The sequence below is a fragment of the Nitrospirota bacterium genome (assembly GCA_016214845.1).
Classification (GTDB): Bacteria; Nitrospirota; Thermodesulfovibrionia; order UBA6902; family UBA6902; genus SURF-23.
Genome location: JACRMS010000014.1, coordinates 1 through 22455 on the forward strand (window position 1 = coordinate 1; position 22455 = coordinate 22455).

The 22455-nt window shown below is 47.7% G+C and carries 13 protein-coding genes; 7 read left to right on the forward strand and 6 right to left on the reverse strand.

What is annotated here, in order from left to right; genetic code table 11:
- Positions 1-112: 112 nt before the first annotated feature.
- The 4 genes from HZB61_03220 to HZB61_03235 all read right to left on the reverse strand — a co-directional run bounded on the left by HZB61_03220 (position 113) and on the right by HZB61_03235 (position 5000).
- Entirely contained in the window at positions 113-751 is a 639-nt protein-coding gene (locus HZB61_03220; protein MBI5055612.1) for a glycerophosphodiester phosphodiesterase, read from the reverse strand.
- 106 nt (positions 752-857) lie between these two features.
- Positions 858-2297, reverse strand: a complete 1440-nt coding sequence (locus HZB61_03225) for a hypothetical protein (protein MBI5055613.1) — start codon at positions 2295-2297, stop codon at positions 858-860.
- A 105-nt stretch (positions 2298-2402) separates the two neighbouring features.
- A complete protein-coding gene (locus HZB61_03230; GenBank protein MBI5055614.1) occupies positions 2403-3620 on the reverse strand; it encodes a U32 family peptidase in 1218 nt (405 codons plus the stop codon).
- A gap of 48 nt (positions 3621-3668) precedes the next feature.
- On the reverse strand, positions 3669-5000 hold the full coding sequence (locus HZB61_03235; protein MBI5055615.1) for a GAF domain-containing protein: 1332 nt from the start codon (positions 4998-5000) through the stop codon (positions 3669-3671).
- 202 nt (positions 5001-5202) lie between these two features.
- On the opposite strand from HZB61_03235, the gene HZB61_03240 reads away from it, so the two are divergent.
- Positions 5203-7623, forward strand: a complete 2421-nt coding sequence (locus HZB61_03240) for a DUF3536 domain-containing protein (GenBank protein ID MBI5055616.1) — start codon at positions 5203-5205, stop codon at positions 7621-7623.
- 163 nt (positions 7624-7786) lie between these two features.
- Entirely contained in the window at positions 7787-9286 is a 1500-nt protein-coding gene (gene malQ / locus HZB61_03245) for a 4-alpha-glucanotransferase (GenBank protein ID MBI5055617.1), read from the forward strand.
- On the opposite strand, the gene HZB61_03250 is transcribed toward malQ, so the two are convergent.
- Entirely contained in the window at positions 9283-10017 is a 735-nt protein-coding gene (locus tag HZB61_03250) for a response regulator (GenBank protein ID MBI5055618.1), read from the reverse strand. The two genes, malQ and HZB61_03250, sit on opposite strands and share 4 nt — an antisense overlap.
- A gap of 313 nt (positions 10018-10330) precedes the next feature.
- Between HZB61_03250 and HZB61_03255 the strand changes: the two genes are divergently transcribed.
- From HZB61_03255 to HZB61_03275, 5 genes are all read left to right on the forward strand, one after another.
- Positions 10331-10966, forward strand: coding sequence for a hypothetical protein (locus HZB61_03255; protein MBI5055619.1), 636 nt, complete (start codon positions 10331-10333; stop codon positions 10964-10966).
- Between the two features lie 303 nt (positions 10967-11269).
- The gene (locus HZB61_03260; GenBank protein ID MBI5055620.1) at positions 11270-14017 is read left to right on the forward strand and encodes a DUF4215 domain-containing protein; all 2748 of its coding nucleotides are present in this window, start codon (positions 11270-11272) and stop codon (positions 14015-14017) included.
- 54 nt (positions 14018-14071) lie between these two features.
- Positions 14072-14788 (forward strand): hypothetical protein, encoded by a 717-nt coding sequence (locus HZB61_03265; protein MBI5055621.1) that lies wholly within the window; start codon positions 14072-14074, stop codon positions 14786-14788.
- A gap of 1896 nt (positions 14789-16684) precedes the next feature.
- On the forward strand, positions 16685-17170 hold the full coding sequence (locus tag HZB61_03270) for a thrombospondin type 3 repeat-containing protein (GenBank protein MBI5055622.1): 486 nt from the start codon (positions 16685-16687) through the stop codon (positions 17168-17170).
- Positions 17171-17380: 210 nt separating this feature from the next.
- On the forward strand, positions 17381-21319 hold the full coding sequence (locus HZB61_03275; GenBank protein MBI5055623.1) for a hypothetical protein: 3939 nt from the start codon (positions 17381-17383) through the stop codon (positions 21317-21319).
- Positions 21320-21338: 19 nt separating this feature from the next.
- Here the strand turns inward: HZB61_03275 and HZB61_03280 are convergent, their stop codons facing one another.
- On the reverse strand, positions 21339-22400 hold the full coding sequence (locus HZB61_03280) for a TIGR00730 family Rossman fold protein (protein ID MBI5055624.1): 1062 nt from the start codon (positions 22398-22400) through the stop codon (positions 21339-21341).
- Between the last annotated feature and the right edge of the window lie 55 nt (positions 22401-22455).

Consider the following 22455-nt stretch of genomic DNA (forward strand, 5'->3'; position numbering starts at 1 on the left):
TACTTTATTACAGATTCTGTCAGTTACTCTTTTCGAAAAAATGCCTTTACAACAAATAGTTCAGTATTCCAATTATGGTTTCAATATAACCGAAAATCAAAACCAGTTGAATCTATTCGATTCTTAACCGGACAGTAGTGGCTTCATCTATCATTTGATGGGCCATGCAGCTCAGGCCATCGGCTCTGATTTTTTTCAATGTCTTAATTATGCGGTCAATAGATGGTCCCCATTCCCCTGTGTTCTTGTCCCTTGTGAAACTTGTAAGCAACAGGGCTTTTATCCGGGGCATCTGTATTTTGCTTTCAAGGACCACATCTTCATTAAAAGATATGACAACCGTTTGCCGGGGCTGAAGTCCTGATCTTTCTATCGCATCCTTCAGAGGCGGCATGATCTCCACGCCGCACTTGATCTCAATAAAAATCTTTTTGCCTTCAGGGACAGTTGAGAATATTTCTTCAAGAGCGGGAATCCGTTCCCCGGCCCATTTTGTACTTTTCCACGAACCGGCATCAAGAGCATGGAGCCGGCTGAAAGCGGACTTTGAAACAGTGATATTAACTCCGGCAGTGCGCTTCGTTGTCGCGTCATGAATACAGACGATCCTGCCGTCTTTAGTCAGGCGGAAATCCCCTTCGGTCCCGTCCGCGCCCTGAAGCCAGGCATGTTTGAAAGCGGCCAATGTGTTTTCCGGGGCATCATGAGAAGCCCCCCGGTGCGCAATTATTTCAGGATAAATGAGGGACATGATTGTTCAAAATATAAAAGATTTATTAAGGATTGTAAACAGGGAATAAAACAGTTAGTGATAAGTGACGAGTAACTGGTGACGGGAAGGGTGAAAAACTTCAGAATTATTTATAACTGTTTGTCCAGATGCTGTTTATTAAGCCGTCATGCTGCTGCCATACTGCGATGGCATTTCCGTTTGAGTCAACGGCCATCCTGGGGTTTAATGCGTTACCGGCATTATCAGTTTCAATCAGTCCGGCAGTTCCCCATCCTGAACCTGCAGTGTAGCGGTTTGTCCAGATATTATTAGTTGAGCCATCCGACTGATACCAGACAGCAATAGCATTTCCGTTTGAGTCAACGGCTACCTGCGGACGAGAAGCATCTCCGGTATTATCAGTTTCAATCAGTCCGGCAGTTCCCCATCCTGAACCTGCAGTGTAGCGGTTTGTCCAGATATTATTAGTTGAGCCATCCCACTGGTACCAGACAGCAATAGCGTTTCCGTTTGAGTCAACGGCTACCTGCGGGCGAGAAGCATTTCCGGTATCATCAGTTTCAATCAGTCCGGCAGTTCCCCATCCTGAACCTGCAGTGTAGCGGTTTGCCCAGATACTGTTCATTAAGCCATCCCACTGTTCCCAGACAGCGGCAGCGTTTCCGTTTGAGTCAACGGCTATCGTGGGATTTAAAGCGTCACCGGCATCATCAGTTTCAATCAGTCCGGCAGTTCCCCAACCTGACCCTGCGGTGTAGCGGTTTGCCCAAATGTTGTTTATTAAGCCATCCGACTGATACCAATCAGCAATAGCATTCCCGTTTGGACCAACGGCTATCTGTGGGCGAAAAGCATCTCCTGTATCATCAGTTTCAATAAGCTCAGCAGTCCCCCAACCTGAGCTCGTTGTAAATTGATTTGCCCAGATATTATTAGTTGAGCCATCCCACTGTTCCCACACTGCAATGGCATTTCCGTTGGAGTCAGCGGCTACCTGCGGGCGAGAAGCATCTCCGGTATCATCAGTTTCAATCAGTTCAGGAGTCCCCCACCCTGAGCCAGAGGTGTAACGGTTAGCCAAGATGCTGTAAGTTGAGCCATCCCACTGTTCCCACACTGCAATGGCATTTCCACTTGAATCAAAGGTTATCGTGGGATTTAAAGCGTCACCGGTATCATCAGTTTCAATCAGTTCAGGAGTTCCCCACCCTGAGCCAGAGGTGTAACGGTTAGCCAAGATGCTATAAGTTGAGCCGCCCCACTGTTCCCAGACTGCGATAGCATTTCCACTTGAGTCAAAAGCTATCTGTGGGCTCAAGGCATCTCCGGTACTATCTGTTTCAATTAGCTCCGCGGTTCCCCATGATTTAGGAGTGATTACAACCGGGTCCTGAACAGGACTTGTACCGGGATCCTGAACAGGGTTTGTCCCTGGATCCGGCGAAGGGCTTGTCTCAGATTGCAGGGCAGGGTTACTTCCTCCATTATTAGAGCCGCATGAAATCGAAATGATGGCCGCGATCACAAATAGCAAAAGCAATATTGGTTTTGCAATCTTAAACAATTTTGTCTTCCTTAAAAAATATGCCTGCCTATACAAATGATATCGACATCTTGCCGGGGAATCTTAAGGGGAATCCAGTAAGAAAAGGGAGCAGAGGGTTGAAAGCTACAGGATAGAGGGTTTAAGCGGACGGCGAATCAAATCATGTTCTCTCACCCCCGGCTGGATAGGTAACAGCACCTGCTCCTCATTTTTTGCCGAGTCAATCCTGTCTTCTTCCAAATCAAAAAGCTGCTGCACTTCAAAAGTCTTATGCTCCAGGCCGCTTGAAAGGAATTCAATATAGTCTCCGGCCCTCAGACTGCTCCTGAGGGCGACTACTGCCTTGCCGTTTCTGATTGACTTGACGACCCCTACAAGCTCATGGCTCATCTTGTAAACTTCATCATCGTGAGTGTAACTGTTGTCCGGCTGCCTGCCCAAAAACATACCCGTAGTGTAGCCCCTGCTTGAAAATATTGAAAGCTCCTTAAGCCACGTCTCCCTGACTTTGTACGGCCTGACTTTCAGGCTGTCAACCGCCTCTCTGTATGTCTTAACAACACCGGCAGCGTAATTGATGCCTTTCATTCTTCCTTCGATTTTGAAGCTGTTCACCCCTGCGTCTGAAAGTTTATCGAGGTGTTCGATCATGCACAGGTCCCGTGAGCTCATGACATATGTTCCGCGGTCATTCTCATACACCGGGAAATATTGTCCCTGCCTTGTCTCTTCCATCAATGTATAATTCCATCTGCACGAGTTAGTGCATTCTCCGAGGTTTGCCGGTCTGTTGGCAAGGAAACTGCTGATGTAGCATCTGCCGGAGTATGAAATGCAGATTGCGCCGTGGACAAAGCATTCCAGCTCAATCGACACTTTTTCACGGATATCTTTGATCTCATCAATGGTGAGCTCTCTTGAAAGCACGAGCCTTTTAGCGCCCAGTTTTTCCCAAACCTTTGCCGAACGGTAATTTGTAATATTCGCCTGCGTGCTGATGTGGACCGGGACATCGGGAATGATTTCATTTGCCATGTCAAACGCGCCGATGTCTGAAATTATGAGTGCGTCAGGTTTCATTTCCGCAAGCGACCTCAGGTGTTCTTTCATACAAGGGATGTCCCTGTTGTGGGGAAAAATATTTATGGTAATGTAAAACCTTTTGCCTTTTGAACGAACAAGGTGAGCGGCCTTTTCAAGCTCCCCTAAATTAAAATTGTCCGCCTTGGCCCTGAGACTGAATTCTGACAACCCCATATACACGGCGTCAGCGCCGTAATGAAGCGCGGTGATCAGTTTTTCATAATTCCCGGCAGGGGCGAGAAGTTCGGGTAATTTCATGGGTTATATTTTAACTTAATTAAACACAGAGAACACAGAGGGAGTACTTCATTCCGGCTTAGTTGACTGGTTGATGCGTTTGATAATTTCATCACTTGATACCGCTGACTTTAACGCCTCTACGACAAGGGGGTCAAACTGTGTGCCTGAATATGTCTCGATCTCTTTTACGGCAGCTTCGCAATCGAGCTGTTTCTTGAATGAATAGCTGCTTGTCAGCACGTCAAAGGTGTCCGCCACTGCCAATATCCTTGCGGCAAGAGGGATGTCATCTTTTCCCTTTGACAAAGGGTAACCTGTCCCGTCATATTTTTCATGATGGCACAGGACGATATCGGCGGAACCGCTCCAGAGGGAAATGGGTTTAAGCAGGTCATGGCCAAGTTTCGGATGCAGCATTATTTTGTCTTTGTCCCACTGTTCGCTCGCGCCTATCTTCAGCATCCCGATGTCGTGAAGAAGTGCCGCATGATACAGCCTTTTCAGTTCGGCCTCTGAGAACTCCATCTGTTTGCCGATGAGGTTTGCGTAGTTTGCAACCTTTCTGACGTGTCCTTTCCTGTTCTGCATATAATCCTGCGCGCTGACAAGGACCTCGGTTATTTGGATAAAGTCCATATGCTGCCGTTCTTTTATTCCATGCTGCACAATTGAGATGCTTGCCTGGTCGGCAAGGCTGTGAAGCAGGGCCTCGTCCTGGGCCGTAAACTCACCCCGCCGGTTGTTTCTCAATTCAAGAACGCCTATTGTTTCGTTTGAAGAAATAAGCGGGACGCACAGAACAGACACAGTCTTAATGCCGGTTTCATGGTCGAACTCAGGGTTGTACCGGTTGTCTTTTGATGCATCGTTGATCATCGCCGGCTTTCCCGTTTCCGCGACCCACCCGGCAATACCGTCATCGGATTTCAGGCTCTTAAAATTGATCTTCTCAAAGTCCTTGCCCGCGGTCACTTTAAACCTGAGATGTCCCTGCTCGTCATAGAGGAGCAGAGTTCCTGATCCTGCGGCTGTGAGTTCCATCGCGGACTCCACGATCTTCTGCAGCAGGACGTCAGGATAAATGGTTTCCCGGAACTGCTTTGTTATGGCAAAGAGGCTGTTTATCTTTTTGTTCAGCTCCTGGGCGGAGGCGATCGATGAGTCGGTCGCCTTTGTCGAAAGGAGCAATCCGAGGACTGACACGACAACGGCAAGCACAAGCAGTATGCCGATATTAACAGGCACTTTTGAAATATCGCCGTGGGTGATATAAGGGTAGACGTACTTTATGGAAAAATATACGAGCAGGGCCAGTGGAATTACGGACGCGACAAAATACGAGATTTTGACGGAGCGGCGGATGTCATCAAAAAAAGTTTTGCCCTCAAGATTGTGCATCAATAATTTCCTTCATGCTTAACGAATACAATAATCCTACTCATAATATCGACTCTGGGAGTGGAAACTTTAGGTTCTTCCGGGAATATGCCGAAGTAATAAAAGCGGAAAGCGCAGGGTCTTTTGCAGTTATGAAGGATTTTTAATATAATTGTGCATTGCGGAGTTAAAGATATCACTGCTTATGTCGGTAAGTTAATTAATGGATAGATACATTTGCGTTCACGGACATTTCTACCAGCCCCCGAGGGAAAACCCCTGGCTTGAGGAGATAGAATTTCAGGACAGCGCCTATCCGTATCATGACTGGAACGAGCGGATAACCGCGGAGTGTTACGCCCCGAACGCTGCGTCCCGCATCCTCGACAAAGAAGAGAAGATTGTCGATATCGTAAATATTTACTCGAAGATAAGTTTTGATTTCGGCCCTACCCTCCTTTCGTGGCTTGAGCGGCATAAGCCGGATGTGTATGAGGCGATCCTCGAAGCCGACAGGCTCAGCATGAAGAGGTTTTCAGGGCACGGCTCTGCCATCGCGCACGGATACAATCACATAATATTGCCCCTCGCCAACAGGAGGGACAAGTACACCCAGATAACCTGGGGGATAAAAGATTTTGAAAGAAGGTTCAAGAGATTCCCCGAAGGTATGTGGCTCCCGGAGGCTGCCGTAGATAAAGAGACCCTTGAGGTGCTGGTCAGCCTCGGCATTAAATTCACGGTACTTGCCCCGAGGCAGGCCCAGAGGGTGCGCAAATCCGGGGAGGCCGTCAACTGGAACGACGTGAGAGGGGAAAGGGTCGACCCGACAACCGCGTATACCTGCGTGCTCCCTTCCGGCAGGAACATAGACATTTTCTTCTATGACGGCCCCATCTCCCGCGACATATCATTCGGAGGCCTGTTAAACAACGGCGAGGGCTTTGCAAGAAAACTGCTCTCAGCATTTTATGATCAGAGGAAATGGCCGCAGCTTGTGCATACGGCAACCGACGGAGAGACGTTCGGACATCACCACCGCTTTGGAGACATGGCGCTCTCATACGCGCTGCATTACATCGAATCCAACAGGCTTGCGAAGATCACAAACTACGGCGAGTACCTTGAAAAACACTCGCCGGACCACGTTGTAGATATTTTTGAAAACTCATCATGGAGCTGCGTCCACGGTGTTGAAAGATGGCGCAATAACTGCGGATGCAATTCAGGGATGCACCCCGGCTGGACACAGGCATGGAGAAAGCCCCTGCGTGATGCGCTGGACTGGCTGCGCGACAGCCTTATCCCGGTTTACAGTGAAGAGGCCTCAAAATACTTCCATAATCCATGGGACGCAAGAAATGATTATATCGGCGTCATGCTCGACAGGTCGCATGAGAGCATAGAAAATTTTCTGACAATGCACGCCGTCAGGGAACTTTCAAAAAAAGAAAAGATGACCGCGCTGAAGCTCCTGGAGATACAGAGGAACATTATGCTTTCGTACACAAGCTGCGGCTGGTTCTTTGACGAGGTTTCGGGCATTGAGACCGTACAGATAATGCAATATGCCTCAAAGGCCATTCAGTACGCGGAAGAACTCAGGGGGCTGAAGCTTGAAGAGGGATTTTTAAAGTACCTCGAAAAGGCCCCGAGCAATGTATACAAAAACGCGGTAGTCCCTTACGGGATGTTCGTGAAAAACGCAAAGAGCGACCTCCTCCGCGTAGGCGCACACTACAGCATATCGTCCATATTTGAAGAGTACCCCGAAAAGATGAAGATATACTGCTATACCACAAAGAGCGAGGTCTACAACAAGAGAGAGGCCGGGAAGTTAAAGCTCGCAACAGGCAAGGCGAATATCAGCTCTGATGTGACCTGGGATGAAATGACCATCAGCTTTGCGGTGCTGCACCTCGGAGACCATAACATCAACGCAGGGGTCAAAGAGTTCAGCCGGGCTGAAGACTTCGCGGTCATGCAGGCCGAGATAACGGAGGCGTTTGAAAAGGGTGATATCCCTGAGCTGATAAGGCATATGGACAAACACTTTGACGGCAATATATTTTCTCTCTGGCATCTGTTCAGGGATGAGCAGAAGAAGGTCCTCGACCAGGTGCTTCACCAGACATATGAGGGGGTCGAGGCCTCCTACCGCCATATTTACGAAGACAATTCCACCATAATGAATTTCTACCAGAGCCTCCTGCACAGGATACCCCGTCCTTTTCTTTCAGCGGCTGAATACATAATTAATACTGACATGAAGAGGATCTTTGAAAAAGAGGACCTCAATATAGATGAACTGAAAAAATTGATGGACGAGATCAAGCGATGGTCCATCCCTCTTGACACAACCACAATAGGGTTTGTTGCAAGCTCGTGGATAACATCGGTCATGGAAAGGCTCAGCCAACAGCATGAAGACGTCAGTCTTTTTGAAAAGATAGATACTGCCCTCGAGCTCCTGAAACCGCTTTCTCTTCCGCTGAATCTCTGGAAGGCGCAGAACATCTACTTTTCAATCGGGAGAAACCATCTTGATAAAATGAAGGAATGGGCCGCAAAGGGAGACAGTCTCGGCAGGAAATGGGTTGAAGGCTTTTCAAAATTGGGTTATTATTTGCATGTGAAGATTTAAGGTTATTCACAATAAAGTTGCAATATATATTAAATTACCACAGAGACACAGAGGCACGGGGAGACAGAAAAAAGATATGAAATTGAGAAGCCTTATCTTCTTAATTTCTTTCTCTGTGTCTCAGTGACTCAGTGGTTCTCTATCAACTAAGACAGGTATGCATATGGAAAAAAGAGGCAGCGGGATTCTTCTCCACATAACATCTCTTCCGTCTTCTTACGGCATAGGAGACTTCGGGTCCGAGGCGTATTTGTTCGCCGATTTTTTAGCTGAAACGCATCAGAGCTACTGGCAGATACTGCCTTTGACCCTGACGAGCACTGCGTACGGGAACTCTCCTTACAGCAGTTTCTCGGCCTTTGCCGGGAATGTTCTTTTGATAAGCCCTGAGAGGATGCTCAAGGACGGCTTTCTGTCTGAAGCCGATATTCAATCCCCCCCTGAATTTCCAAGGGACATGGTAGATTTTGCCGCGGTCACCAAATATAAAGAAAAGCTTTTCCGCACGGCCTTCAAAAAAACCAAAGATAAGCTTGCAGACCATAATGACTTTCAGAAATTCTGCGGCGAAAATACGCACTGGCTTGATAACTACTGCCTGTTTATTTCGATTAAAAACCATTTAAAAGGAATTGACTGGGGCAGATGGCCTGAGGAGCTGAGGGACAGAAAGGAAAGCGCATTAAAAGAATGGACCGGGAAATTGCACGACAATATCCAGCAGGAGAAATTCCTGCAATATGTTTTTTTCACTCAGTGGAACGCGCTCAAAAATTACTGCGACAGCATAAACATAAAAATATTCGGCGACATTCCCATATATGTGAATTACGACAGCGCCGATGTCTGGGCCAACCCTGAGATATTCAGCCTGGACAAAGAAAAAAAGCCAGTGTATGTCGCAGGCGTGCCGCCGGATTATTTCAGCTCCACGGGACAGTTGTGGGGCCACCCGGTCTATAAATGGGACGTGATCAAAAAAACAAAGTACTCATGGTGGCTGCAGCGCGTTGAACACAACCTGAAACTTTATCATATCTTCAGGCTTGATCATTTCAGGGGTTTTGTCGGCTACTGGGAAGTGCCTGCTTCGGAGAAGACCGCGATAAACGGCAAATGGGTCAGCGCTCCGGCGGATGATTTTTTCAGTACGCTGTTCAAACACTTCCCGCAGATCTCCATCGTTGCCGAAGACCTCGGCATCATAACCCCGGACGTGCGGGAGATAATGAAGAAGTTCGGGTTCCCCGGTATGAAGGTGCTGTTATTCGCGTTTGGAGAAGAGCTGCCCGCTAATCCCTACGCACCGCACCACCATGTGAAAAACTGCGTTGTTTACACAGGCACGCACGACAACAACACGGTCAAAGGATGGTTTAAGAAGGAGCTGGATGTTGAAGGCAAAAAAAGGGTCTCTGATTATATAGGGCATGAAGCAACCGACAAAGCCATTCACTGGGACATCATCAGGCTTGCCATGATGTCTGTAGCAGACATGGTCATTATACCCATGCAGGACATCCTCGGGCTTGGCGAAAAGGACAGGATGAACCTTCCGGCAAGTCCTGAGGGCAACTGGGAGTGGCGACTGGCGCAGGAGCAGATCACCCCGCCGCTTGCTAAAAAGTTTTTGGAGATCACAAAAATTTACGGCAGGGGCTAATAGTTTAACGAAGCAGCCAGGGCAGAAATCCCCTTTTTCGTTTCTTCGCTGATCTCGTCTATGAATTTCACCGCAACCTGGATCTGCCGGGCCCTGGCAACGGTACCGATAACTTCAATTCTCACAACTACCCCTTCGATCCCTTCAATATTTTGTTTATTGTCCTGTTCTATGCTTAAAACAACCTTGTCAAGTATATGAGGCACGGCATCTTTACTGTCGAACAAACTCAGCACCCCTCCCATACCGGCATTTACAAGCCTGCCCCTGCTGTTATGTGGTTTGAACCTTATGAATATGCCGCCATCCGCACTAAACCTCGGGTCCTTTCTCCTGTCAATAGAGTCCTTCCCATTTTTGCTTAAGATCTCCTTGACCTTGGCAATCAGATGTTCCCTCAATAACGGTTTGACAAGATAAGCGTCCGCCCCTAAGTGTACAGCCTTCTTAAGACATTCACCGTCACTGTTGGCAGACATCATTATGAAAGGGGTAGTTTTTAATGTGTCATGTTTTCGCAGCCATTCCAGAAGCGCATCGCCGCTTAAAAAAGGCATATCACTGTCATAGATGACAAGGTCAAAACGTGTATCTTCGAGCCTCTGCTGCACATTTCTTCCGTTGGGCGCCATATCAATATCAATATCCGGGAAAGAATCCTCAAGGGCATATTTTATGAATTGTCTTACAGACGCTGTGGCATCAGCTACTAAAACCTTCAATTTTTTCATGGCATTTCTCCAGCTTTATAATCGGTAGAAAGGTGAAAAACCTTTACGCAAAACATATTGGTAGTTTGATGGATGTAAAAAAGTGAGACATGGCACATAAGTGCGCCGCAATATTCAGGTCGTGTTACATAGGCAGTAACAACTTCTGTATTTGCGGAAACATGCAAGTAGCTGATTTCAGAAAATAATAAGGCTTATAAAATTTCTTAACAGTTTGGCATGATTCTTGTAATATCAAAAGCTACAACGACTGATGTTGCACTCTTCAATCAGGAGGGAATACGGTCTATAAATATCATAGGAGGGAAGTGACATGAAAACTTTAAGGAAGATGTGGATGTTCATTCTAATGTTGGGGGTCATTGTGGTCCCGTCATTGGCCTTTTCTGCGCCAACCATTAGCGTAGATATGGACCCATTAACAGATGGTATTCAAACGGATATAATGGTGAACCCGGGACAGGCATTTACAGCAAGTATCTTATTAACTCTGCATGATAATACGGAGAGTCTTTCTTCATTAAGCTATTCGCTGTTTTTTGACATAGCGGAGCTAAACACACCTGCGGCGAGCAACATAAGTGTCTCGCCTATTACAGTGGCGTGGGGCGCTTTGGATCCGTTGAGTATTTCAGAGCCATACCTTCTCAATTTCTCACAATTTAATATGTTGGGTTCTTCTCAAGGCTCCGTTACTGCTACAATAGCAACTATAAACTGGACCGCCAAAAATCCTGTAACCGATGGCAATATGGATATTATGCCGGGCTTTCTGAATGGTAATGATTCCGCATTTGATAAAGATTTTAACTCTGCATCATTTAACTTTGAAGGCGGAAAGGTCAATCTTGCCCAGCAGACACCGGTTGCGCCTGAGCCAATAAGCACCATTCTCTTCTTAGCCGGCGGAGCGACCCTTGGTGTAAGACGTTTCTTGAAGAAAAAATAAGAAGTAAGCTGATTAGAATAAGCTAAGAAAGGGAAGGTGACGTGAGTTGCTTTCCCTTTTTTTCTATCAAGCCAGGGACAGTAGCCTGCTTTGCCGAAGTGCTGCAAAGGCTGAACTACGTAATCTTAAAGGGGACCATTTGCCTCTGCACCGGCACCTGTGCTCCATGAGCCAGTTACCGGAGGTGGAATGAAGAAGAGGTTAGGTAAGGAAGTGACGTGAGGCGACAAGTTGAGTAACGGATAATAAATGAGCAGCTTTATGCTTATAAATAAAATATTAAACAAAAAGGAGCGGTAAAACATGCTGAAACTGAAATCCACGAAAGAGGTTGCGAGAGTTTTTGCAATTGTAGTAGTGTTGTTAAGTATTTTTTCGCATGGTGTGCTGGCAGCAATTCCGAAGACCATCAACTATCAGGGATTCCTGACGGAGACGGACGGCACTCCGGTCAACAATGCAGCGGTGCAGATGCGGTTTTCTCTGCATGACTCGCTTAACGGGGGGGCCGAGTTATGGAATGAAACTCAAACGATAAATGTACAGAATGGGATATACAATGTTGTCCTTGGTACAGCAGCGCCATTCCCTGTGTCACTCGATTTCAGTGCGCAGTATTATCTTGAAGTGGCTGTATTTAACACAAACGCTTTTGAACCCCTTTCGCCAAGACAGCCGTTGACCAGCGTGCCGTATGCATTGAGGGCCGCAAGCGCGGATATAGCAGTCAGTGTTTCCGGCAGCGCTATCGCAGGAGGATCGATCACTCCTGACAAACTTGCAAGCATTTGTAGTGAAGGGCAAGCTCTGGTGATGACTGCAAACGGCTGGGTATGCGGAAAGATAATTTCTCAGGTTTGTTCCCCCGGAGATTTTATCAACTGTTATAGCGGGCCGGACGGGACTATGAATGTTGGTATCTGCAAATCAGGTATTCGCAGATGCAACGCTGCAGGCACCGGGTTCGGAGAGTGTACAGGGCAGACACTACCTTCTGCTGAAATTTGCGACGACATTGACAACGACTGTAGCGGAGTTGTTGATGATGTCCCTGGTTCGCCGGTATGGTATCCGGACAATGACAATGACGGTTACGGGGACCAGTCAGCGGGAGTGATGAAATGTACTCAGCCTTCGGGATACATAGAAACAGGAAATGACTGTAATGACAGCCTGGCCTCAGTACATCCTGGAGCAGGAGAAATTTGCGACAACATGGACAATGACTGTGACGGCAAAACGGATGAGAGCTGTGTCTACACTGCCTGCGCTGCTCAGGAACTGGACGTGCTCAACAATTGCGTCACAAACTGCGGAAGCAATTTTGTATGTCAGCAGATGTGTCTGTCTTCAGCGACTCCGGCTTGCGGGAACGCGTTCATGAGTCTTTACATGTGTTCCATAGGTGAGGGGTGTAATATGGACCCGAATTGCATGATGGCCAGCTGCCCCAATCAATGGATAAATATTTACGGATCAATGTGTGATAACGGGGAGACAAAGGTTTGCGGGTCGAACATAGGCGCTTGCCGTCAGGGCGCTGAGACCTGCGTCAACAGCGTATGGGACCATATATGCACCGGTGAGATCGCGCCTGTTGCGGAAATATGCGGAGACGGTATTGATAATGACTGCAACGGTACAACTGACGATCAATGGGTTTGCAGTGATAACGATGGTGACGGTTTTATTGGTAGAGACGATTGCAATGATGGCGATCCGGCCATTAATCCGTCTGCAGTGGAGGTATGCGACGGTATTGATAACAACTGTGACGGGCAGACAGATGAGGGTGTGACGACTCAATACTTCATCGATCGCGATGGAGATGGTTACGGGGACCCTTACATGAGTATTGATGCCTGTTCTCCGCCGTCGTTTGAATACGTACCCAATTCAAGCGACTGTGATGATTCCCGAAGTGATATTCATCCCGGCACTGATGAAGTATGCGACGGGAACGACAATAATTGCAACGGGCAGATTGACGACAACTGCTATTCATGCGGTAACGGCATTTGTGAAGCGGATAAAGGAGAAACTCTTGCCAAATGCGCGTTCGATTGTCCTGTTTGCGGCGACGGCACATTGCAGCCCTCAGAGCAGTGTGAGGACGGCAATACGAACAACAACGATGGCTGCAGCTCAAACTGCATGAATGAATATTGCGGCGACGGCATTGTTCAGTTGAATGAAGAATGTGATGACGGCGGCACTATGAACAATGACGGCTGCAACTACATCTGCATGAGAGAGTACTGCGGCGACGGGATCCAGCAGCCCGGTATCGGTGAAGTTTGTGATGACGGCAATGCCGTCAATGGAGACGGGTGCAACACGCTGTGTCAGCTTGACTGCATTAACAATTCAACCATGCTGTGCGGGTCATCCAATGTGGGTGAGTGCAGACAGGGCACTCAGACATGTATTGACGGAATATGGAGTCAGTGCATTGGAGAGATCGGCCCCTCAGCAGAAATCTGCGACGGCCTTGATAATGACTGTGACGGCAAGACGGATGAAGATTGCGTCCCGTCTGATGGTGCGGCTTGCAATGACGGAGATGCGTGCACGACCGGCGAGACATACGTGTCGGGTGTCTGCCAGGGTGGGACTCCCGTGAATTGCGATGACGGCAATGAGTGTACAAGTGATTCCTGTGATCCCGCTTCGGGATGTATTCATTACAATTCTGCGGCAGGGACGGCATGTTCCGGCGGTGTATGCGACGGCAGCGGAAGCTGCGTTGTTTTATCATGTGGAGATGGGGTGAAGAACGGCAATGAAACTGATATTGACTGCGGAGGATTCTGCCCGAATAAATGCGTGGATGGAAAGATGTGCAGTGCCTCCCCGGACTGTGCGAGCGGCGTCTGCCATTATACCGGCTTCTGTTTAGCTCCCACCTGCATGGACATGGTAAAGAACGGCAGTGAGACGGACATTGATTGCGGAGGAGGCGTCTGCTCTAAATGCAGTATCGGCGAGGATTGTAATAGTAACTCTGATTGTTCAAGCGGTATATGCGCCAATAATATATGCGGACAGTAAGTGATGATAATGTCGAATACCATTAGATACAGATTTTGTAATCAAGGAGAAAATATGAAAAGTAATAAATGGTTTACAAAGTATCTGTCATCAACAGTGTTTGCTGCGATCTTCCTCCTGACTGCAAACATACTTCATGCCGCAGGGCAGTCGAGCGCGCATTACCAGATACCAACAGATGTAATTTCAGGCGGCGGAGGCGGCGGAGGCTCTGCGAATTACACTGTCGGTCACACAACGGGTCAATCCACCGCTATCGGAGAATCAGCGAGCGCGAATTACAAAAACCAGGCAGGCTTTTGGTACACATTTCTGGGTATACCATCAGGCGATACTGATGGTGACGGAATCCCTGACGGTGATGGTACAAATCCGTGCACGGGGGGGAATGCGGTTGGTTGTGATGACAACTGCATTAACACATCTAATGCTGACCAGGCTGACGCGGACAGTGATGGAGCCGGCGACTTGTGCGACAACTGCCGGCTTGTTTCAAACCCTGACCAGATGGACGGCAATGCAGCAGAAGATGATAACAAAGCAGTTGCGGGCATACAGCATTACGGGAATCTGTGCGACCCTGATTTTGATGAAAGCGGCTTTGTGAATATCATCGACTTCAACGAATGGCGCAGGTGGACGGGAAAGACGGTCCAGCAGGGAGCTCCTGCATATATTGATTTGGACGGCAACGGGACCGTATGGATACAGGACTTCAACATTTGGCGCAAATTTTACGGCAAAGCCCCGGGGCCGGGTGTTGGAGACTAAGGCAGGGATTAGAGGCAAACGCAGAGTAGGGCAGTTTAAACCTGCCTGAATGTAGGTGCACGCCCCTCTGGATTCCTGCCTGCGCTGGAATGACAGCCAGAATGGTAGCCGCAGGCTTCAGCCTGCCGGGATAAAATTAAACGAAGTGAATTTTACCTTTACTGTTTCAGGGGAGCAACGTAATCTTGAAGCAATCCATTTCACATAATAAAGGGGGCAACAATGAAGACATTAAAAAACAAGGGACTATTTTTAATTGTCCGGCTTTCACTCTTACTTTTTATTTCTGCTGTAACGACTGCCCACGCAGTAAATTTTGCGGATTACTTTCCATTGGACACATCCAAACGCATATTAGTTGCCACAGTTGGTAATCCGGCAGATATTGGAACGATATATGAGAACAAGGTATTAGGAACTGAATTGATCAGCGGCGCCATGACAACAAAAACAGGTGTCTTCCCGCATGCAAAATTGGATAGTAATACATATGAAGATTTTTTTAATGTTACAAATGACGGTACTACAGTAATGTTTTATGGAACTCAGTCATGCTTACTTGATCCATCTATAACAATGTTCTCCGGCACATTAAACGACGGTGATATCCTGCCTGCAGCAACAGTAGACTGCATCGACCGGGTAAGCGGAGCAAGAAATGCTATCGAGATTAGTTCTCAGTTGATAGATATACGGGACGTTACACTTTCCGGAGTTACTTATCCCAACGCATTAGTAATGTTTGCGATTGATACGGAGTATCAATCCACAGATGTTAATTTTGGCGTCAACACATTGGGTTTCCCTTCAACATATCTGCCAAATTCAAACAGCCCTTTAACATGGGCGCTTACAGGTTTCGAAATTTATGCTAAAGGTATCGGGCTGATAGCTAATGGCAATATAGATGCAGCTACCGGAAATTTTGAAGCGCTTATTGAGCTCCGTAGTTATATTTCTGCTCCTTCTATTATCGGCACATGGGGGTATGCTCATCTAAGGCACAATAACAACGGCGCGTGGAACTCTAAAAGCGGAAAGATCATATTTAATAATGATGGGACAGGTACTGACGTTTTCAGCACTAATGGCAGCGGGACCCCAAGCACTAAAATAAAAAACTTCACTTATACAGCTGTCTCCAATACGGACAGTAGCATAACTGTTAACTATGTCTATCAGGATAATACTACCGGTACAGAGAGATACGTTATGGCGGATAACGGAAATGAGATGGTAATGGACGGAACAGATGATACGGACGTTCAGAAGATGAGGATCGCTACAAGGCTTGACACCTCAAAGACCTATTCAAACGCTGATATGTACGGCTTTTATTATAAAGCGAGATACGGCTACTGGAAGTCGGACGAAACCTACCGGGCCATGTCAGGATTATCTGAATGTGACGGAAATGGAAATATGAGTAATTTTATTACGAAAAGGAATAAGAACGGGATCGTGGATGAATATGCAGAATCTCATACTTATGCTGTTAATTCCGACGGGACATTTACGAGGGACGGCGGGATCGTAGGCGGCCTGATGTGGGATGGCATCGGTGCAGGAAGCACTCATGCTGATACCGCTGATATATTTTCTCTCGGTATCCGCATCAAAAAGCAGGACAAGGAATACTCAACATCCGACCTTGCTGGGAAATGGGTAATAGCCGCCTTTGGTGATGACAGCGAGACAAGCTTTAATGCCCAGTTCGGCACATTTACTTGCGATAATAATGGGCGCTGTATTTATTCAGCAAAAGACCAGAGAGACGGCGCTATTAAGTATGAATCGTCCAATGTAACTCTTTCCGTTGCATCTGACGGAAGCTTTGGTTCATCTTTGAACCCCGATTCTCCCTCTTATGCTGGTGCTATAGGAAATAACGGCAACATGATAATAATCAATCCCAGTTTTGACCCCAACGAGCTCTTCCACAGAGAAATACTTGCAGGCGTCAGATGCAGTAACTGCGCTATTGACACTGATATGGACGACGTGCCTGACTCAAACGACAACTGCCCCAGCATATCCAATGCAGACCAGACAGACACCGATGGCGACAATGTCGGCGACGCGTGCGACAATTGCAGGCTTGATTCAAACCCTGACCAGCGTGACAGCAATTATCCCGAAGATGACAATTTGAACAAAGCAGGCATTCAGCATTATGGAGATGCATGCGATCCTGATTTTGACAACAACGGATTTGTGAATATCATCGACTTCAACGAATGGCGCAAGTGGGCTGGCAAGACGGTCCAACAGGGAGCTCCTGCATATATTGATTTGGACGGCAACGGGACCGTATGGATACAGGACTTCAACATTTGGCGCAAATTTTACGGCAAAGCCCCGGGGCCGGGAGTTGGAGACTAAGGCAGGGATTAGAGGCAAACGCAGAGTAGGGCAGTTTAAACCTGCCTGAATGTAAAGGCGTTTAATGATACACACACAGTTCTCCGGTGCGTGAATTTACCTTGAGTATTTGGTTGCCTGAGGTTAAAATTGATTCATCCCTATTGTTTAACTTAAAATCTCCCTCGTTCCGATAGGAATGGATAAAAAAGGGGGACAAGGAGGGCCAAAATGAACATTCACAAAATTTTCAGGCATACCGATGATATATTCAAATTTCTGAAACAACTGAAGCCAGCCGTATCCTCTTTAATCTTATTCATTACCGTATTCCTTTCCGCTATATCGGCCCAGTCTGCGACTGTTACCGGGACGTTCCGGTTCCTTGATGAACTGGACCCTGCTGGTTCACCTCCCCGGCCGATTGCTTATGCGAAGGTAGAGATTTGGCATGTGGGTCCCTATTTCGGCAACACATGGGCCAAAGTTGGAGAAACAACTACGTACGCAGACGGTTGGATGTACTATTTTGACAACAGCAGCGACGGCACATATGCAGTGAGGGTCTTTGCAACTAACTACGCCGCGGTTGTTTGGCCCGATGATGTTCTTCATACAGTTCCTTTTCACAGGGAACCCGGCGAACCCGGTCCGGTCATTCACAGGCAGGTCTTTTCAGTGCAGGAAGTCGCAGATTTCACATATGATTTTACTGACTCATGGTCTGCCGGGCATTATAATATTGCTGATACAGTCCGCCACGGATATGATTATGCAAATGCGCGCAGAGATCCGGGCGAAACAGATCCTCTTCCGCAGGCAAATATGCAGAAAACTTCGGTCACAGGTAATCCGAGAAACTTGAGTTGGTACAACCCGGCTGCCAATACAGTCATTATAGAAGCTGCGCGGGCCTTTGAGGACTATTTGATTTTGCATGAATATACACATTGGCTTGAAGCCAACATCAGTAGTTTTATATGGAGCGCAACTGATCATGATGGCTGCGCTGCGCGTGACATATTCGGCAATATCATAAATTCCCCTGAACATGCCTGGATGGAAGGCTTTGCAGATTTCTTTGAAGGTGCGGTCGGATTTAATCTGCCAGCCGGTACATTAAATGGCAGCGCATATCCATGGCTTGCAATTGGAAATATCAATATTGAAAGTCCTCCGCCCTGTACAGTTGCTTCAGCGGACACAGTGGAAAGTTTTGTGGCTGCCAGTCTGTGGGACCTGATTGACGAGTATCCATATGACAGCTATGCTTATGAACCGTTTGATTTTTTGAGCCGAATGGACACCGCAATATTTCAGATATTTGACAAGGAACTTGATATTTATGGCGTAGCACCAACAATCTGGGACTTCAGAAACGCCTGGATAGCGCGCGGTCTTGACCAGCCCGGACTGGACCGCATTCTTAGCCATTATGGGATTCTCCCGCCGATGCCAGACAGGACTGCTCAATTCATAGCTCAAGATGTTCCGGCTTCGATGTTCGCAGGTCAGACATACAATGTATCAGTTACGATGAGGAATACCGGGATTAACTTGTGGGCGTCTTGGTCAACAGACAAGCTGGGTTCGCAAAATCCGCAGGATAATCTTACATGGGGCATAAACCGCGTGACTGTACCAGTGCTTACTTTACTGGGGGCGCAGGTGACTTTTAATTTCAGCGTTACGGCCCCTTCTGCACCGGGGACATATAATTTTCAATGGCGTATGATACATGATACCGCAGGATGGTTTGGGGACTATACTCCAAATGTTGCTGTAAATGTTTATACTGCTCCCGACCTTGCAATACAGAGTGTTTCTGCTGAACCGGCAACTCCTGTCTATGGCGAGAACGTTGCGATAACTGTGAACGTCAGAAACCAGGGCAGCGCAGACGCCGGGCAATTCTATGTGGATTTCTACAAGGACAGAATAACTGCGCCGGGTCCATTGGAATATGGAGATGCGTACTGTTACATCGGTAGTTTGGCGGCAGGGGCTTCGGCTCCATGTATCGTCAATGTCAGCTATGCGGCAGAAGGCATGTACAGCATGTGGGCTCAGGTTGATGCAAACCAGTATGTGTCAGAGTCCAATGAGAATAATAATATCTTTGGGCCGCAAACTCTCAACGTAACCTGTCCGCTGACAACCTATTACAGAGATTATGACAATGACGGCTATGGCGACCCATTAATGTGGGTACGGGTGGGATGTGAATTTCTTATCGGCTATGTGGCAAATAATTTGGATTGTAATGACAATAACGCGAATGAACATCCGGGACAGACGTGGCATCAGGATGCAGACAACGATGGAATTTCTACCGGCAATTCACTGACGCAATGTGCAAGGCCCGCGGGTTACAGGTTAGCATCTGAACTGACTGCGTTGTCAGGAGATTGTAACGATAACAACTCAACTGTATATCTTGATGCTCCGGAGATATGTGACGGTCTGGACAACAACTGCGATGGGAAAGCGGACAACTCCCCTGTTATTGTCAGATTTGATGATGTTGCCAATGGAACGAATATAAATACACATTACTCCGGACCAGGAATTCTCTTTTCATGTGTGACCTGTACATCCGGGTCTGCTTTCGCGATGCAATCCCTTCTTGCAGACTCCTCGCCAAATGGAGTTTCGTTACATGATTGGACGTCAACTTTTGCCGGAGAAGAAGGCGCTGTAAAGGCGCAATTCTCCGCACTACAGAACCATGTGAGCATTGATGTCAGAGGGGTTGAGGCTATGGAAATTGTCGGGACCCATCATGAAAAGCCTTTCATTCAGGCCTTTGATTCAGCAGGCAATTATCTTGAGACCGTGTATTATCCTTATGAATATGGGAACCCCGGCTGGGGCACCTGGCAAACTTTGACAATAAACAGGGCGACGAGTGATATCAAGTACATCCTGTTCTCATCGAGGAACAATCTTGTTGAGCACCCCAACGGTGTCAGCCGCGGGGTCGGTGGAATATATGGCGAGTTTGACAACTTGCGGGCTGCAGGGAATTTTACTGACAGCGATGGTGACGGATATTCGCCTATGGGCGGAGGCGCCTGTGGTTCGGCGGACTGCAATGACAATAATGCGGCGATCCATCCGGGGGCTCTCGAAGTATGCGATGGGATAGATAACAATTGCAACGGACTGATAGACGATGCAGGGACAACATACTACAGGGATATTGATGGAGATGGTTACGGCAATCCCAATAGCCCGATTCAGGCATGTTCACAGCCTGCCGGATATGTAACAAACAATGCGGACTGCAATGACGATAACAGGTCTATCCACCCCGGAGTTGCTGAAATATGCGACGGTGTTGATAACAACTGCAATGGGCAAGTTGATGAAGGAGTAAGCAGCACTTACTACGCGGACAAAGACAGCGACGGTTATGGAGACCCCAATGAAGCAATTCAGGACTGTTCACAACCAGCGGGTTATGTTACGGACTTTACAGATTGCAATGACAAAAATCCTGATGTGCATCCCGGGACCACGGAGATCTGTAAAAATAAGATTGATGATAATTGCAATGGCGTTATTGATGAAATGACGGTGTATTACTTGGATGAAGATGGAGACGGTTACGGCAATCCGGACAAGGCAGCCGAAGCCTGCGAACAGCCTGCAGGATTTGTAGCTGACAATACAGACTGCAATGACGCTGACAAAGAAATACACCCGGCTGCCGCTGAAGTATGCAATGGAGCAGATGACAACTGTAACGGAATGACTGATGAAGGCTTTGATGCAGATGGTGACGGCGTTGCGGATTGCTTTGACAACTGCCCGAAGACCGCGAATAAAGAGCAACTCGACATAGACCTTGACAGCGTCGGAGATGTCTGCGACAATTGCAGGCTGGTTTCAAACCCTGACCAGTTGGATGGCAATGCAGCAGAAGATGATAATAAGGCACTTGATGGCATCCAGCATTACGGAAACTTGTGCGATCCTGATTTCGACGAAAGCGGATTTGTAAATATCATAGACTTCAACGAATGGCGCAAGTGGGCCGGAAAGACCGTTGCGCAAGGGGCTCCGGCAGATATTGATCTGGACGGAAACGGGACCGTGTGGATACAGGATTTCAACATCTGGCGCAAGTATTACGGCAAAGTTCCGGGGCCGGGAGTGGGGGACTAAAGACCGGCTGAGTTAACGGTCAGCAGTTATTGATCTCGTCGATGAGGTTTCTCAGGCGTCCGAAGTCCTTGAGGTTATAATCAACTACCAGTCTCGGCAGATGCTCCATCTCAGGCTCATCCGCTTCTTCATCAAGGGCATCAGAAAGGCACATGCCGCCGCCCGGCAAGAGTATGTCGGCAAAGCGCCTGGTCAGCTCCTGAATGTTTGAGGGAGTGATAACAGTAGTAAGCCTTATGACCAGCTTTTTATCAATATAACGCAGGCTGTGATAGCGCTTGTAAAAACATTTGATACGTTCAACCGCGGCGTCTACGGACTCAACGCACTCAAAAAGATTAAAGTCAGTATCGGTGATATATCCTTCCGCCCGCAGCTCTTCTTTAAGAAACATTAGAAAACGTTTCCAGTAAGTCCCTTCTCCCGGCTCATCGATCAGCACGAGCGGCAGGGGAGTATGCTTCCCTGTCTGCAGAAGTGTGAGGGTTTCCATGGCCTCATCAAGCGTGCCGAAGCCGCCGGGAAAAAGCGCGACCGCGTCCGCCTCTTTTAGAAAGGCGACCTTCCGGTTGAAGAAATATTTATACGTTATAAGGCGGGGATTGCCTGCGAGCACGGGATTTGGTTTCTGCTCAAACGGGAGGGAGATATTCACGCCAAAGGAGTGATCAGGCCCGGCGCCTTCATTGACTGCCTGCATGATGCCGCCCCCGCCGCCGGTAATGACCATGTATCCTGTGTCGGCGAGCTTCTTTCCAAACTCACAAGCTATTTTATAAATAGGCTCATCAGGCTGTGTGCGGGCGGAACCAAAGACCGTGACCTTCCGCACGGTGCGATAGGGCCCGAATACCTTTCCGGTGAACCTCATTTCCTTCATGGTGGTGTTCATGAGTTTCAGGTGGGCCCTGTCATTGCCCTCCTGTCCAACCTTCAGGGCAGCCAGGATCATCTCGCGTACAAGGTCTGGATATTCGACATTGCGTGCAAGGCCGATCAGACTGTCAATAGCGTCATCGACCGGGCCGTTGGTCCTTGTGAAGTGCAGCGTACTGTTGCGATTTGAATTTTTATGAAACATCCATCTCCTGATTTATTTTCATGGATGAAAACTGAATTTCCAAGAAAGCAGATAT

Bases quoted from the DNA above. Each gene is read 5' to 3' on its own strand.
- HZB61_03270 (MBI5055622.1), top strand. From the start codon at position 16,685: ATGATAATAATCAATCCCAGTTTTGACCCCAACGAGCTCTTCCACAGA.
- malQ (MBI5055617.1), top strand. From the start codon at position 7,787: ATGGAAAAAAGAGGCAGCGGGATTCTTCTCCACATAACATCTCTTCCG.
- HZB61_03280 (MBI5055624.1), bottom strand. From the start codon at position 22,400: ATGTTTCATAAAAATTCAAATCGCAACAGTACGCTGCACTTCACAAGG.
- HZB61_03260 (MBI5055620.1), top strand. From the start codon at position 11,270: ATGCTGAAACTGAAATCCACGAAAGAGGTTGCGAGAGTTTTTGCAATT.
- HZB61_03240 (MBI5055616.1), top strand. From the start codon at position 5,203: ATGGATAGATACATTTGCGTTCACGGACATTTCTACCAGCCCCCGAGG.
- HZB61_03275 (MBI5055623.1), top strand. From the start codon at position 17,381: ATGAACATTCACAAAATTTTCAGGCATACCGATGATATATTCAAATTT.
- HZB61_03250 (MBI5055618.1), bottom strand. From the start codon at position 10,017: ATGAAAAAATTGAAGGTTTTAGTAGCTGATGCCACAGCGTCTGTAAGA.
- HZB61_03265 (MBI5055621.1), top strand. From the start codon at position 14,072: ATGAAAAGTAATAAATGGTTTACAAAGTATCTGTCATCAACAGTGTTT.
- HZB61_03220 (MBI5055612.1), bottom strand. From the start codon at position 751: ATGTCCCTCATTTATCCTGAAATAATTGCGCACCGGGGGGCTTCTCAT.
- HZB61_03235 (MBI5055615.1), bottom strand. From the start codon at position 5,000: ATGCACAATCTTGAGGGCAAAACTTTTTTTGATGACATCCGCCGCTCC.
- HZB61_03255 (MBI5055619.1), top strand. From the start codon at position 10,331: ATGAAAACTTTAAGGAAGATGTGGATGTTCATTCTAATGTTGGGGGTC.
- HZB61_03230 (MBI5055614.1), bottom strand. From the start codon at position 3,620: ATGAAATTACCCGAACTTCTCGCCCCTGCCGGGAATTATGAAAAACTG.